This window comes from Micromonospora psammae (genome assembly GCF_036902725.1).
Lineage (GTDB): Bacteria > Actinomycetota > Actinomycetes > Mycobacteriales > Micromonosporaceae > Micromonospora.
On sequence record NZ_JBAKHM010000014.1, the window covers coordinates 37,857 to 51,723 of the forward strand.

A 13,867-nucleotide genomic window follows, 5' to 3' on the forward strand; every position below is an offset into this window, starting at 1 on the left:
TGTAGAAGGTCAACGATGAATACTACCGATTGGCGGCAGCCGGCGCATCGCCCGCACATCGGTGGGGACGTGTCCTGCCGCTCATGACCGGCGCTGATCGGTCAGCGCCTGAGCCTGGCGGGAGGCCACGTGCACGTCCTACGAGTCGGACTGATCACCCTGGTGGGGGTGGCGTCCGTGATGGTGGGGGCCACCCCGGCGACGGCCGAGGCCGACCCCCGGGTCACGACAAACGAGGCGCTGAGGGCCGGCGTCGTCACCCACCGTGCCGCCGACGACGCGGCGGAACAACGCAGGATCACCGACTACTGGACTCCGGCCCGGATGCGGGCCGCCCGGTCCGCCGACTCCGTCGCCCCCGGCGCGGTCGGCAGGTCCATCTCCGCCCCGGAGCCCGTGGGCGAACGGAAGTCCGTCGCCCCGATCCCCGCCCCCGATTCGGCCGCCGTGCGCGCCGTGGCGTCGTCGATCGAGTGGACCGGTGGGGGCACCGTGGCGTGGACCACCGGCAAGGTCTTCTTCACCCGCCTGGGTTATGAATGGGTGTGCTCGGGCAGCGTCGTGTCCAGCGCGAACAGGGACATGGTCGTCACCGCCGGGCACTGCGTGCACGGCGTCATCGACTGGCAGGGAAACACGGGCTTCTTCGAGAACTTCGTCTTCGTGCCGGCCTACCACAACGGCGCCCGGCCGGTCGGGACGTTCACGGCGCGCTCGCTGCACGCCCTCAACAAGTGGACCAGCAGGAGCGACTTCAACTACGACGTGGGCGTCGCGCTGATGAACCCGCTCAACGGGCGCGACGTCGCCGACACCGTCGGCGCCCAGGGCATCACCTTCAACGAACCGCGCAACACCTTCATGTACGCCTTCGGTTACCCGAGCGGCCCCCCGTTCGACGGGGAGCGCCTCATCGCCTGCGCGAGCACGGTCTTCCCGGACACCATCGGAGGCACGCAGTCGCAGGGGATGACGTGCGACATGACCCCCGGATCCAGCGGCGGCCCGTGGTTCTTCCAGTTCGACGCCGCCCGCGGCCTCGGGTACGTGAACTCCGTGAACAGCTTCCTCTACACCAACCACCCCAACATGATGTGGGGACCGTACTTCGGTAGTGCCATCGAGTCGCTCTACCAGCGCACCCAGGCAGCCTGACGCGAGTTCACCCGGGAGTGCCCACCCGCGGTTCGCGGTGTGCAACTCCGGCGCGGTGGCCGTCGTCGAGGGTGTCGGCGACCACGGCTGCGAGTACATGACCGGCGGCACCGGTGGACCCGGCCCGGCAGCCGCTCGCCGCCCGCTGATCCCGGCGGCTCCGCCGCCCGCCGACCCCGGTGGCGGCTCCGCCGCCCGGACACCCCGGTCCGTCCCGGACCGGGGTGTCCGTCGTCGGCGTCCGGTCCGTGCCGGACGCCGACGGCCTGGTAGGGCGTGCCCCGCGCCGGCCCCGCGGAGCCGGTGAGACCGCTCACGAAAGCCGCAAAAAGGTTTAGCGCGCGGCAGACTTGGCCGCTGCCGAACCCGCCGTGGGTTCGGCTTCGTCATGTCGTCGTCTGGACGGGGAGGCCCTCGTGGCCCTCGGAAGCACGTTCGCCGCACTGCGTCACCGGAACTACCGGATCTGGGCCGGTGCCGGCTTCGTGTCGGTGATCGGCACCTGGATGCAGGTGCTCGGCGTCAACTGGTACGTGCTCGAGCAGACCCGCTCGGCGACCTCGATGGGCCTGGCCGTCCTGCTCCAGGCCCTGCCGACGCTGCTGCTCAGCGTCTGGGGCGGGGCGCTGGCCGACCGGCTGCCGGCGAAGCCGCTGCTGGTCGCCGCCCAGGCGGTGCACGCCCTGCTCGCCGCGGGACTCGCCGTGGTCGCCGTCACCGGTGCCGGTGGGCTCCCGGCGATCTACGTGATCGCCCTGGTCACCGGGGCGGTGTCGGCGATCGAGGGGCCGGTGTCGGGCCGCTGGTCCTCCACCCTGGTCGACCCGGAGGACCTGGGCAACGCCCTCGCGCTCGGCTCGCTGACCAACTCCGCCGGCCGCATCCTCGGCATGAGCGCCGGCGCCGTCGTGGTCGCCGCCGTCGGCCCCGCGCTGCTCTTCGCCGTCAACGCGGCCAGCTTCGTCGCGGTGGTCGCCGCCCTGCTCGCCGTCCGCGAGCGGGAGCGCTACCGGGGCGGGGACGCGGTGGTGGCCGACCCGGCGGTGGCCGACGGCGGCATCCGGGCCGGCTTCCGCTACCTGCTGCGCCAGCCGGTGGTGCTGGTCGCGTTGGGGCTGTCGTTCGTGCTGGGGAGCCTGGGGCGCAACTACCAGGTGACCATGGCGGCGATGAGCGACGGCCCGCTGGGCGGCGGCGCGTCCGGCTACGGCGTGCTCTCCACCGTCTTCGCGGTCGGCACGGTGCTCGGCGCGCTGGTGGCGGCCCGCCGCCGGGAGCTGGGCTACGGGATGCTGGTCGGCGCCGGCCTGCTGGCCAGCGTGCTGCAGATCGTCGCCGGGCTGGCTCCCGGCACGCCCAGCTTCGCCGCGGTGATCCTCCCGGTGGCCGCGGCGGCGGTGGTCATCGACACCACGGTCGGCGCCCGCGCCCAGCTCGACACCGACTACGCCATGCGCGGCCGGGTGCTGGCCGCCCTCGCGGTCACCGGCTCGGTCTCCGCCGCGGTCGGCGCGCCCCTGCTCGGGTGGCTCTCCGAGCACGCCGGCCCCCGGCAGACCCTGGTGCTGGCCGGGGCGGTGACCGCCATCGCCACCGCCGCCGCGGGCGTGGCCCTCGACGGCCTGCGTGACCGCCGGCTGCGCCACCGGGTCACCCGGGTGCTGACCGCGCCCGTGGTGCGCCACCCGGCCCGCCGGGTCGCCGCGATGGCCGCCCGCGTGGCCCGGCCGGCGACCCCGGCTGTCGCGGTCGTCGGACTCGCCCCGGCTGTCGGGGTCGGCCTGGCCCCGGCGATCGGCCCGGCTGCGGCGCCCCGGCCGGCGGGGAGTCCGCCGCCCGGCCCGTACCTGGCCGGGCGTCGTCCCGGCGCGGGACGGCTGCCGTCCAGCCGGCTGGTGCGGGCCGCCCACGGCTGCCCGGGCGGCGGGCCGGCCCGGCCCCGCCGTCGCCCCCGGCTGGCCGGCGCGGCCCCGGTCGACGTACCCCCGTCCGACTACCTGCCCTGAGCAGATCCCTTCGTGGCCGCGTCGCCGTTCCTCGTGGGGTCACCCGGGGTCGCGGGGACCGGCCGCGGGTGAGCGAGGTCATGAGGTTCGGCGCGGGATGCGGCGTCCACGGGGCCGGGCGGCGGGAAGATCATCGCTACGCTCCGGGCATGGATACCGAGGAGCGGCTGCGGCGCATCCGCCGGTGGCTGTGGGTCGTGCTGGTCGGTCTCTTCCTCAGTGGAGTGACCGCGTTCCCGCTCGAGATCGAGGTGCGCTGGCTGCTGCGCGCGCTGGCCCCGCTCGCCGACGACCTGCCGGCGTTGGTCGCCTGGGTCGAGCGGGTGCACACCGGGCTGGTGGAGACCGGCGACCGCCACCCCTTCATGCTCTACGGTACCGACTGGCTCGCCTTCGCCCACCTGGTGCTGGCGGTGGCCTTCTGGGGGCCGCTGCGGGACCCGGTGCGCAACGTCTGGGTGGTGCAGCTGGGCATGATCGCGTGCGCGGGCATCGTGCCGCTGGCGCTGATCTGCGGGCCGATCCGGGACATCCCGTGGTTCTGGACGTTGGTCGACCTTTCCTTCGCCGTCGGTGCCTTCCCGCCGCTCTGGTTCGCCTACCGGCACATCCGGGCGATCGAGGCCGACACCGGCGCCCCGACCGGGCCGCCGGTGTCGACGCCGAGGGCCTGACCCCCGCCCGGGCTACGTGCCCGCGGCGGAGGTGGACGTCGTACCGGCCGGGTGCCCGGCCCGGAGTCGGGGACGGGCACCCGGCCGGAGCGGGGTCAGCGCTGCAGGAGCTGGTGCGCCTCGCGAATCTTCGTCCACGACTTCGGCTGCTGGGGAGCGGCCGTGGCCGTCGCGCGGGCCGTGGCCACCGTCGGCCGGCCGGCGGTGAACAGCCAGGTCTGGAAGACCTCGTCCAGGTCCAGGCCGGAGATCCGCTCGGCCAGTGCCTGGAACTGCGCGACGGTGCCGTTGCCGTACCGGTGTTCCGTCGTCCACGCCGGCAGGATCCGCCAGAACGCCTCGTCGCCCACGGCGAGGCGGATCTGGTGGACCGCCATCGCGCCCCGGTCGTAGACGGCGCGGTCGAAGACCCGGTCGGCGCCCGGGTCGCCCGGCAGCACCTGCCAGAACGGCGACTCGGCCGGGTAGCTGGCGTAGGTGAAGTCGAAGAGCTCCTGCGCGGTGCCCTCGCCCTGCTCCTCCGACCACAGCCAGGAGGCGTACGAGGCGAAGCCCTCGTTGAGCCAGATGTCCCGCCACTGCGCGACCGAGACCGAGTTGCCGAACCACTGGTGGGCCTGCTCGTGCACCACGACGTAGGTGTTCGCGCCGCGCCGCCAGAAGCCGGGGCCGTACACCGGGCGGGTCTGCGTCTCCAGGGCGAAGCCGATCCCGTCCACCGGTCCGGCGACGCCGCCCTGCGCCTCGAACGGGTACGGCCCGAAGAGCCCGCTCGCCCAGTCGACGATTTCAGCGGTCCGCTCGATGCTGGCCCGCGCGGTCGGCCCGCGCTCGCCCAGCGTGGTGCTGTACGCGTTGATCACCGGCTGCCCGCTCGGCGCGGTGTCGGTGACGATGTCGTACTGGCCGATCGCCAGGAACGCCAGGTAGGTGGCGGTCGGCCTGGTGGTGCGCCAGCTCCACCGGGTCCGGTTGCCCGCTTCGGCGACCGGGCTGCCCGGCTGCACGCCGTTGCTGACCACCTCGACGCCCGTGGGCACCGAGACCGAGATGTCGAAGGTGGCCTTGTCCAGCGGGTGGTCGTTCGCCGGGAACCACCACCAGGCGGACTCGGGTTCGTTGACGGCCAGCGCGCCGTCGGCGGTGCGGGTCCAGCCGGTGTAGCCGTTGACCAGGGTCTCCGACGGCACGCCGGAGTACCTCACCACGATGGTGAGCAGCTGGCCCCGGGCGATGGGGCGCGGCGCGGCGACCACGAGTTCGTGGACGCCCTCCCGGGTGACGGTGGCGGACCAGCCGTTGACCCGTACGGACTCCACGTCGAGCAGGAAGTCCAGGTTGAACCGCGACAGGTCCTGGGTGGACCGCGCCAGGATGGTGGTGGTGCCGGTGAGCCGGTCGGTGGCCGGGTCGTAGCGCAGGCGTACGTCGTAGTGGTCGACGTCGTACCCGCCGTTGCCGTAGTCGGGATAGTAGATGTCGCCCAGGCCCGGGCTGCCGGGCGCCGGTGCGGCGGCGACCGGGACCGGCCGGTCGCCCGGTAGGGCGGCCTGGCCGGGGACGCCGGACACCAGGGTGCCGGCGGTGGTGACGGTCAGGGCGGCGATGGCCGCCGTGAAGACACGTCGCACGAGGTGGACTCCCTCCGTCGGGGTGTTCGCATCCGCCAACCTAATCGACGTTTGTGAACGTGTCAGCCTCATCCGGCCTGGCCAGCTGTTCACTTGATCTAAATGTTTCGATACGATTACCGACCAGTAACACCTTTGGCCACGCGCGCGGTCACGAGGATCCCACCACCCCTGTCCCGTGGAGGTCCCGACATGTCCCACCGCGCCCTGGCCCGCGCCGTCACCGCGCTGACCGCGCTGCTCGCCACCGTCCTGGGGGTCGTGCTCGTCCCCGGCACCGCCCAGGCGGCCACCGTCAACTACGTCGCCCTCGGCGACTCCTACTCCTCCGGCGTCGGCGCCGGCCCGTACGACTGGTCCGGCTGCTTCCGCAGCCAGAAGTCGTACGCCCCGCTCTGGGCCGCCGCCAACGCGGTCACCAGCTTCACCTTCCCGGCCTGCGGCGGCGCGGTCACCGCCGACGTGATCAACAGCCAGGTGAATTCGCTGCGGACCAGCACCACCCTGGTCACCGTCACCATCGGCGGCAACGACGCCGGCTTCGCCGACGTCATCACCAGCTGCCGCTTCGGCAGCACCTCGACCTGCACCAACGCGGTCAACGACGCCAAGGCGTTCGCCACCTCGACCCTGCCCGGCCGGCTCGACGCCACCTACTCCGCCATCCGCAGCCGGGCCCCGAACGCCCGGCTGATCGTGCTCGGCTACCCGCGACTGTTCGAGACGAACTACTGCGGGCTGCTGGCCATGAGCACCTACAAGCGCACCATCCTCAACGAGGCCGCCGACCTGCTCGCCACCGTCACCGCCGACCGGGCCCGCGCGGCCGGCGCCACCTTCGCCGACACCCGGTCCTGGTTCGCCGGTCACGGCGTCTGCGCCGCCGACCCGTGGATCCGCGACGTCAGCGGCGTCATCGAGGCGTACCACCCGGACGCCGACGGCTACCGCTACGGCTACCTGCCGGCGCTGAACGCGGCGCTCGGCTGACCCGCGACCGGACGGCCGGCGGCCCTCTGGAGCCACCGGCCGTCCGGCACGTCCACCGCGGACCCGGCGGCGTCGCTGGCGAAGCAGGCGACGACAGCTCCGTGCGTCGCGGGCCCGGCTCCGTTAGGGTTCTGCTCGACCGGACGGACGTGGGTGGGGAGCAGAGGGTGGGCAGGCTCGCGTCGGCGTACGGGCAGGCGGTCGCGGTCCACCGGCAGGCCCGTGAGCGGTGGGACCGGGCCCGGGCACTGCTCGACCGGCTGGCCGGCCAGCCCGCGCCGGAACGCACCGTCGACCTCATCGCCCGGCTGGGCCGGCTCGCGGACGGCCTGGCCGCCCCGCGCACCGGCGGCGCCACCGGCACCGACGTGCCGGCGCCCGTCCGGATCGGCGACGCGTCCACCGCCGACGGACGCTTCCCGCTGCTGCTGCCCCTGGGCGCCGGCCGCCACCTCACCGTCAACGCCGACGCCCGGGACCCCCGGGTGGCCGTGCTGCTGCGGCTGCTGGTGCTGCGGCTGCTCGCCACCGCCACGCCGGGCGCGGTCCGGGTGGTCGGCATCGACCCGGCCGCGCTGGGCGCCACGTTCCTGCCGCTGCGCCCGCTGCGCGACGCCGGCGTCCTCGGCGCGACCGCCACCACCGAGAGGGAGATCGGCGCGCTGCTCGACGCGGCCGAGGCGCACGCCCGCGCGGCCCAGCAGGCCGGCCCGGACGACGCCGAGCTGCTGCTGGTGGTCGCCGCCTCCGCCCCGGCCCCCCGGGAGCTGGCCCGGCTCGCCGCGCTCACCCACGCCGGGCCGACCGCCGCGGTCTGCGTCCTGCTCGCCGGGCACCCCGACCCGCGGCCCGGCCAGCCCGCCCTCCCCCTGGGCGGCGCCACCACGCTGCGCCTGGACGAGCGGTACGCCTGGGTCGGCGACCCGCCCGCGCACCCGTTCGGCGACGACGGCACCGGGCTGGCCGTACCGGTGCTGCTCGACGGCGACCCGCCCGCCGAGGCCGTCCGCTCGCTCGCCGCGCGGCTGAACGCGGCCGTACGCCGGGACGCGGCGCTGCACGTCGCGGACCTGCTGCCCGAACGGCGCTGGACCGAGTCGGCGCGGACCGGCCTGCGGACGGTCGTCGGGCGGGCCGGTCGCGCGCCGGCCACCCTCGCCTTCGACGACGCCACCCCGCACTGGCTGGTCGGGGGGCGCACCGGCGCCGGCAAGACGGTCTTCCTGATCGACGTCCTCTACGGCCTCGCCGCCCGCTACTCCCCGGCCGAACTCCAGCTCTGGCTGCTCGACTTCAAGGAGGGCGTCAGCTTCACCGAGTTCGTCCCCACCGAGCGGGACCCGTCGTTCCTGCCGCACGCCCGCGCGGTCGGCGTCGAGTCCGACCGGGAGTACGGCCTCGCGGTGCTCCGCGAGCTGCGCCGGGAGCTGGGGCGGCGGGCCGACCTGCTCAAGCGGCACGGCGTCACCAAGCTGGCCGACCTCCCGCCCGAGCAGGCGGTGCCCCGGACGGTGGTCGTGGTCGACGAGTTCCACGTGCTGCTCGCCGGCAACGACCGGCTGGCCCGGGAGGCCGCCGACCTGCTGGAGGAGCTGGCCCGCAAGGGCCGCTCGTACGGCGTGCACCTGGTGCTGGCCAGCCAGAGCACCACCGGCATCGAGGCCCTCTACGGCCGGGCTGAGTCGCTGTTCGGGCAGTTCGCGCTCCGGGTGGCGCTGCCCGGCGGGGACTCGGTGCTCGGCCCCCGCGCCACCGCCGGCGCCGCCACCGCGCTCGGCACCGCCGTGGTCAACACCGCTGCGGGCGCGGCCGGCGCGGACACCCTGATCCGGTTCCCCGACGCGCACGCCGACGGCCGGCAGGTCGCCCGGCTGCGCTACGAGCTGTGGGACGACCGGCCGCCGGGCTCGCGTCCCCCGGCCGTCTTCCGGGGGTACGCCTCCGCGCACCTGGAGGACGATCCGGCCGGCGCCGCCCTGCGCCCCGGCGGCCGGCGTCCCGTCGCACTGGTCGGCCGGACGGTCGACGTGGACGGCACCCCCGCCCAGTTCGCCCTGGACGCCACCCCCGGCCGGCACCTGGCGGTGGTCGGCACCGCGACGACCGGCGCGCACGTGCTGCGCGCCGCCGCGCTGGGGCTGGCCCGCCAGCACACCCCCGGCGAGGCGGAGTTCGTGCTCGTGCCGCTGGTGGAGGCCGCCGACGAGCTGGCCGACGAGACCGCAGCCGGGATCAAGGCCGCCGGCCACCCGGTCACCCTGCTCGACGCCGCCGGCCTGCCCGGGCGGGTCGCCGAACTGGCCGCCGGTGCGGCCGACGGCGGCCGGACGTACCTGGTGGTGTTCGGCATGGACGCGGCCGCCGCCACCCTCGGCCGGCCCGACCCGGGCACCTTCCGCTCCGGGCACGACGACCTGCGGGCGCTGCTGCGCCAGGGGCCGGGCCACGGGGTGCACCTGCTCGGCTGGTGGCGCGGGCTGCGCCGGCTCGCCGACGACCTCGGCGGCGCGCAGAACCGGGACGACGTGGCCTGCCTGGTCGCCCTCGACGTGCCCGCCGTCGACCTGGGCCTGCACCTCGGGGTCACCGACCTGACGTACACGCCGCGGGCCGATCGGGCGCTGCTGGTGGACCGGCACGCCCAGCGGACCGCGCTGATCGTGCCGTTCGTCCGGCCCGGGCACCGGCTCGAGGAGGAGGAGCGCTGAGTGTCCACCTTCGACGAATACGCCGCCGCCGTCCGCCAACTCTCCGTCCAGGTACGCGAGGGGGAGCGGGGCGCGGCCGCCGAGGCGGAACGCCGCCGCCGGTTGCACGCCGGGGTCGCGGAGCTGGGGCAGCGGCTCGCCGTCCAGGGCCAGCGCCTCGACCAGCTCGGCCGGGCGATCGGCGTGCCGCCCGACGCGGCTCCGGCGCCCGGCGGCGATCCGGCCCCGTCAGCGACCGACCCGGCCGGCGCGCCGGCCCTCGCGGTCACCGGCGCCGACGATCCGGTGGTCGTGCTGGAGGAGGCGCGTCGGCTGGCCGACGAGGCCGACCGGCACACCGGGTACGTCGAGGCGCTCGCCCAGCGGCCCGAACTGCTGCCCACCTGGACGCCGACGGCCCGGGCGGTCGCCGTCTACGTGGCCTGCGCCGCCGTCGGCGTGCTGCTCATGCTGGTGCTGGTGGTGGCGTCAGGGGTCGGGCTGGTCAGCGGTTTCACCCTGGGCGCGTGGATCTGCGCGGGGCTGCCGGTGCTGTCGTTCGCGGCCGGCTGGTTCATCCTCGGCCGCTGGGGTCGTCCCGCTCTGGCCACCGTCGACCCGCCCCGCTTCGTCCCGCTCGGCTTCGTCATCTGCGTGGCCCTGGTACCCACCGCCTACTGCGCCAGCCTGCTGCTGGTCCGCCTGCTGCGCTGAGCCGCCAGGGTTGAGCCGTCCGTCGTCCCGCGGCGGCGCGCGATGGCCCGCCCGCGCCGGCGTGCGGCGGCAACAAGGTCCGCGCGTCCCGCTGCGCGTCGCAAGGCCCGGGCCGTCCGCAGCCCCGGCACACCCCGGTGTACGCCTCGACGGTGTGCTCGTCGATCGTCCGCCGCGCCTCGGCGATCCGCTGCGCCGCGTACGCCCGGTAGGCCGGCGCGTTTATCGTTCGCCCCTGACCAGCAGGGCGAAGCGCACCTCCGGGCACGGGTAGTCCTCGCCGCAGCCGCAGACCCAGCGGCTGACCGGGCGCGGGGGATGGGCGAAGAGGATGTCGTCGGCGTCGGCCAGGTCCTGCGTGGACACGAAGCCGGACTGCTCGGGTAGGTCGTCCACGGGTCTCTCCCGTCGGGTCGGTCTCCTCGGGTCTGGTGTCGCTGTGCTCTGCACCCGTGCGGTGTCGGGCGGGTCGAGTGGCCTGTGGGCCGGTCCGGCACGCCCGGCCGGCGGGGGACCGGCCGGGCGCTCTGTGCGGTGGGAACGGACCAACTCCGGGTTTGCAGACCTGGGAGCCGGTCGATGTAAGCGTATATAACAGGTGATGCACGCGCAAGCGTCGCGACCACACATTGCTTGCTATACCAAGTTGCTCGTGATCAAATGGCGGTGCAGACCTGGGAGACACCAATGCCCGCCAAAGCCAAGTGGGCGCTGATTGCAGACGGCATCCGCGCCCAGATCCAGTCCGGTGAACTCGCACCCGGCGACAAGCTGCCTTCAACCTCTGAGCTGTGTCGTCAGCACGGCGTGTCGTCCATCGTCGTGCGGCAGGCGATCAACGCGCTAAAAATCGAGGGCCTCGTTGAGGGTGTTGGTGGTGTCGGCGTCTTCGTCGCCGAGCGGTAGCGCGCTCCCTACGTTCTCGCATGGTCGCGGTCGCTGCGCGGATCTCGTAGGCTCCCCTGTGGTCGCTGCCGGTGCGGTGGCGCGGCCGATCGACGCGGGGTGACCGGGGGAGGGCGCGTGAGCGCGGCGCAGATCATCGCGAGGCTGGCAGCGGCGGCGCAGAAGCTGGACGAGGCGAAGGCCAAGGCGGCCGCCGCCGCGCAGGACGCCGCCGAGGCGCGGGCCCTGGTGGCCGGCGCGCTGGAGGGCGTGGCCGCCGGCCAGTTGATCGGCGTCATCGACTCCTACCGGCAGGCGTTGGAGCAGGCTTCCCAGGGCGGCGACCCGGCCCGGCAGCACGTCCAGGAGACGATCGCGAAGGTCCAGGCCCTGGGAAACTGAGCCTGACGTCGCGCGCCTCACGGGTCGGTGAGCAGCAGCCAGTCGTCGTCCAGGGCGGACACGGCCGTCCCCTCCGGCCAGACGTGCGCGGCGGAGGCGCTGGCCCGGACCCGGTCGACCAGGGGTCGCTGGGTCAGCGTCGCCCCGCCGAACGTCACCGGCCCGTGGAAGGTCGCCCGGCCCAGGTTCACCGGCCCCTCGAAGCGGGCCCTCTCGAACCACGCCCCGTCCCGGAACACCGTCCAGCGGAACAGGGCCAGGTCCGCGAAGCGGGCGGCCCGGAAGTCGGCGTCCCCGGCGAACTCGGCGTGGTCCAGGGCGAGCCCGCCGAGGATCACCGCCTCGCGGAAGCTGGCGCCGTCGGTGAACCGGGCGCCGTCGAAGCTGGCCGGCTGGTGGAACGTCACGCCGCGGGCGGAGAACCGGCCGAGGATCGCCCCACGCGCGGAGAGACCGCCCCGCAGCTCGGCCCGGTCGAGGCTGATTCCGCCGGTGCAGCGGGCGTCGTCCAGCAGGACCTCGGCGTCGCCGGTGAGGCCGTCCAGGACCAGCTCGTCGAAGGTCGCCGCCACGAGCTGGAGCCGACCCCGTACGGTGGCGCCGGTCAGCCGGGTGGTGCCCGCGCAGACCGCGCCGCGCAGGTCCGCGTCGACGAGCGTGCAGCCGCTGGCGTCGAAGGCGTCCAGCCGCGCGCCGGTCAGGTCGAGGCTGACCCCGGGCCACCAGGCGTCGTCGTCCGCGTGCAGATGTCGGGTGAGCGCCCGCTGCGCGGTGCGGCGTACCTCCGTCTCGCGGGCGTCGTCGTCCGGCGCGGGCATCCGCAGGTACGCGCAGAGCACCGCGACGATGGTGCCGCGCTGGGCCGGGTTGTCCTGCCCGAGCCGATCGAGGGCGTGCAGGCCGCCGAGGCGTACCGCCGGGTTGTCGCTGCCGAGCAGCTCGACCGCGCGGGTGTAGAGCTCGGTCACCCGACGCTCGGCCGCGTCGTGCTCCGCGGCCTCGGCCTGCCGGTCCTGGTGCCGCTGCGCGGCCTCGGCGACCGCCTCGGTGTGCGCCTGCGCCCGCTCCCGGTGCGCCTGGTCCCGCGCGTCGACGGTCTCCTGGTGCCGCTGCGCGCGTTCGCTGATCCACTGCCGCCGGCCGGCGAGCAGCAGCGCCAGCCCGCCACCGGTGCCGGCCACCACCGTCAGCCCGGTGCGGATGGCGTCGACGCGCAGCGTGGCGCGGGTGTCCGGCTGGGCGGCGCGGTCCGCCTCGCCGAGCAGCCAGTCCAGCACCAGCCAGCCCAGCAGCACCGCGAGCAGCAGACCGACGGGCACCAGCCACCAGGGCATCACCCGCAGCCGTTCGTCCGGTGCTGGTCTCCGAGGCACCGGCACAGCATGCCATCCGGTCGATGGGGCAGCGGATCCCGTGCGAGTGGTCGCCCGGCACCCATCCAGCGTGGACGAGTACCGACCGACCCGAATCTCCCACCCCTGATTCGCCTGCGACATCAGCTCTAAAGCGCGCCCGGCAACTCCCCGCCGGCGATGGGGACCGGTTCCCGCCACCGCCGCCTCGCCGCGCAGCCTCAGGTGCCGGTGCGGTCGCCTCGCGACTCCACCGACGACCCGCCCGACCAGACCGTCCTCAGTGGCCTCGCCATTCCCGCAGCGCAACCCGGGTGCCGGGGGCGCCGGCCGGGTGAGGTCCGATACGCCGGTTTGTGCCCCAGGGGCGACTTCACGTTACCGGCCCGTAACTTTCCATTGACGACTGTGAAATCAGCCACGCATCATCGTTCCCACGATCGATCGGATCCCTCACCCACCCCGTCCCGGCTCCCCGGGTACCTCCCACCGGAGGTGCAGCCATGCTGCTCCGAACGATCCTCGCCGCCGCGACGACGGCCACCGCCGTCGCCGCCCTGCTCGTCCCGGCCACCGCCGCCGGCGCCGCCCCCGACCGCCCCGCCTCCACCGTCCCGGCGCCCACCGACGCGTCCGCCGCCACGGTCGCCGCCACGGCCAACCCCGTCATCGTCGTCGGGGGAACCATCGGCGTCTCCATCGCCTACGAGCCGATCGCCGCCCGACTGCGCGCCAACGGATTCCGGGTCTCGATCTACGAGCTGCCGGGGCTCGGCTTCGGCGACCTCCGGGAGTCCGCCCGCGCCCTGAAGGGGCACGTCGACAAGGTGCGCGCCAGCACCGGCGCGTCGAAGGTGGACCTCGTCGCGCACTCCCAGGGTGGCCTGGTCGCCCGCTGGTACGTGAAGTTCCTCGGCGGCGTCGACGCCGTCGGGCGCTTCGTCAGCCTCGGCGTCCCCCAGCAGGGCACCTACGTCGCCAACATCCTCAAGTTCATCGGGCTGGGCAGCTGCGCCGGCATCGTCGCCTGCCAGCAGATGTCCATCGGGTCGGCACTGCTCGCCGAACTCAACGGCGATGACGACACGCCGGGGGCGGTGCGCTGGACCACCGTCCGCACCTGGCAGGACGAGCTGGTCCGGCCGGTCGGCAACGCGGCGCTCGGCGAGGGCGCGACCAACGTGCTGATCCAGTCCGCCTGTCCGCTGCGGATCGTCGGTCACCTCGGGCTGGTGCTCGACGGCACCACGTACTCGGTGGTGCGGCAGGCCCTCACCGACGCCCCGATCCGCCCCCACTGCCTCGCCCTGTGACAGCTCCGACGGCCGGCCACCCGCGCGGCGGCCGGCCGTCGAAGGCCGGGGACCGGCA

Annotated in this window: 12 protein-coding genes and 1 pseudogene; 10 read left to right on the plus strand and 3 right to left on the minus strand. The window is 74.7% G+C overall.

The window, feature by feature from the left end; genetic code table 11:
- The first annotated feature begins 129 nt into the window (after positions 1-129).
- From V6U79_RS17740 to V6U79_RS17750, 4 genes and pseudogenes are all read left to right on the plus strand, one after another.
- Positions 130-1,155, plus strand: a complete 1,026-nt coding sequence (locus tag V6U79_RS17740) for a trypsin-like serine peptidase (RefSeq protein WP_334522589.1) — start codon at positions 130-132, stop codon at positions 1,153-1,155.
- A 13-nt stretch (positions 1,156-1,168) separates the two neighbouring features.
- Positions 1,169-1,264, plus strand: a pseudogene (locus tag V6U79_RS29835) (GltB/FmdC/FwdC-like GXGXG domain-containing protein); the annotation flags it as partial.
- A gap of 307 nt (positions 1,265-1,571) precedes the next feature.
- Positions 1,572-3,161 carry an MFS transporter gene (locus tag V6U79_RS17745; RefSeq protein WP_334615225.1) on the plus strand — a complete coding sequence of 530 codons (1,590 nt, stop codon included), beginning with the start codon at positions 1,572-1,574 and terminating at the stop codon, positions 3,159-3,161.
- A gap of 149 nt (positions 3,162-3,310) precedes the next feature.
- Positions 3,311-3,835 carry a hypothetical protein gene (locus V6U79_RS17750; RefSeq protein ID WP_334522595.1) on the plus strand — a complete coding sequence of 175 codons (525 nt, stop codon included), beginning with the start codon at positions 3,311-3,313 and terminating at the stop codon, positions 3,833-3,835.
- A gap of 95 nt (positions 3,836-3,930) precedes the next feature.
- Here the strand turns inward: V6U79_RS17750 and V6U79_RS17755 are convergent, their stop codons facing one another.
- Positions 3,931-5,466: a M1 family metallopeptidase gene (locus tag V6U79_RS17755; protein WP_334615226.1), complete on the minus strand. Its 1,536-nt coding sequence runs from the start codon at positions 5,464-5,466 to the stop codon at positions 3,931-3,933.
- Positions 5,467-5,658: 192 nt separating this feature from the next.
- Between V6U79_RS17755 and V6U79_RS17760 the strand changes: the two genes are divergently transcribed.
- The 3 genes from V6U79_RS17760 to V6U79_RS17770 all read left to right on the plus strand — a co-directional run bounded on the left by V6U79_RS17760 (position 5,659) and on the right by V6U79_RS17770 (position 9,857).
- Positions 5,659-6,456, plus strand: a complete 798-nt coding sequence (locus V6U79_RS17760) for an SGNH/GDSL hydrolase family protein (protein ID WP_334522599.1) — start codon at positions 5,659-5,661, stop codon at positions 6,454-6,456.
- A gap of 167 nt (positions 6,457-6,623) precedes the next feature.
- The gene (locus V6U79_RS17765) at positions 6,624-9,164 is read left to right on the plus strand and encodes an FtsK/SpoIIIE domain-containing protein (protein ID WP_334615227.1); all 2,541 of its coding nucleotides are present in this window, start codon (positions 6,624-6,626) and stop codon (positions 9,162-9,164) included.
- Entirely contained in the window at positions 9,165-9,857 is a 693-nt protein-coding gene (locus V6U79_RS17770; RefSeq protein WP_334615228.1) for a hypothetical protein, read from the plus strand. It begins immediately after the preceding gene.
- Between the two features lie 222 nt (positions 9,858-10,079).
- Here V6U79_RS17770 and V6U79_RS17775 read toward each other — a convergent pair whose 3' ends face one another.
- Entirely contained in the window at positions 10,080-10,253 is a 174-nt protein-coding gene (locus V6U79_RS17775) for a hypothetical protein (protein ID WP_334522608.1), read from the minus strand.
- A gap of 264 nt (positions 10,254-10,517) precedes the next feature.
- Here V6U79_RS17775 and V6U79_RS17780 point away from each other — a divergent pair, with 264 nt between their 5' ends.
- Together V6U79_RS17780 and V6U79_RS17785 are read left to right on the plus strand one after the other, a co-directional pair.
- Entirely contained in the window at positions 10,518-10,763 is a 246-nt protein-coding gene (locus tag V6U79_RS17780) for a winged helix-turn-helix domain-containing protein (protein ID WP_334615229.1), read from the plus strand.
- A gap of 117 nt (positions 10,764-10,880) precedes the next feature.
- Positions 10,881-11,144 carry a DUF6244 family protein gene (locus tag V6U79_RS17785; RefSeq protein WP_334522614.1) on the plus strand — a complete coding sequence of 88 codons (264 nt, stop codon included), beginning with the start codon at positions 10,881-10,883 and terminating at the stop codon, positions 11,142-11,144.
- A gap of 17 nt (positions 11,145-11,161) precedes the next feature.
- Here the strand turns inward: V6U79_RS17785 and V6U79_RS17790 are convergent, their stop codons facing one another.
- Positions 11,162-12,517 carry a pentapeptide repeat-containing protein gene (locus tag V6U79_RS17790; RefSeq protein ID WP_334615230.1) on the minus strand — a complete coding sequence of 452 codons (1,356 nt, stop codon included), beginning with the start codon at positions 12,515-12,517 and terminating at the stop codon, positions 11,162-11,164.
- A 482-nt stretch (positions 12,518-12,999) separates the two neighbouring features.
- On the opposite strand from V6U79_RS17790, the gene V6U79_RS17795 reads away from it, so the two are divergent.
- Entirely contained in the window at positions 13,000-13,809 is an 810-nt protein-coding gene (locus tag V6U79_RS17795) for a lipase family alpha/beta hydrolase (protein WP_334615231.1), read from the plus strand.
- Positions 13,810-13,867 lie beyond the last annotated feature (58 nt).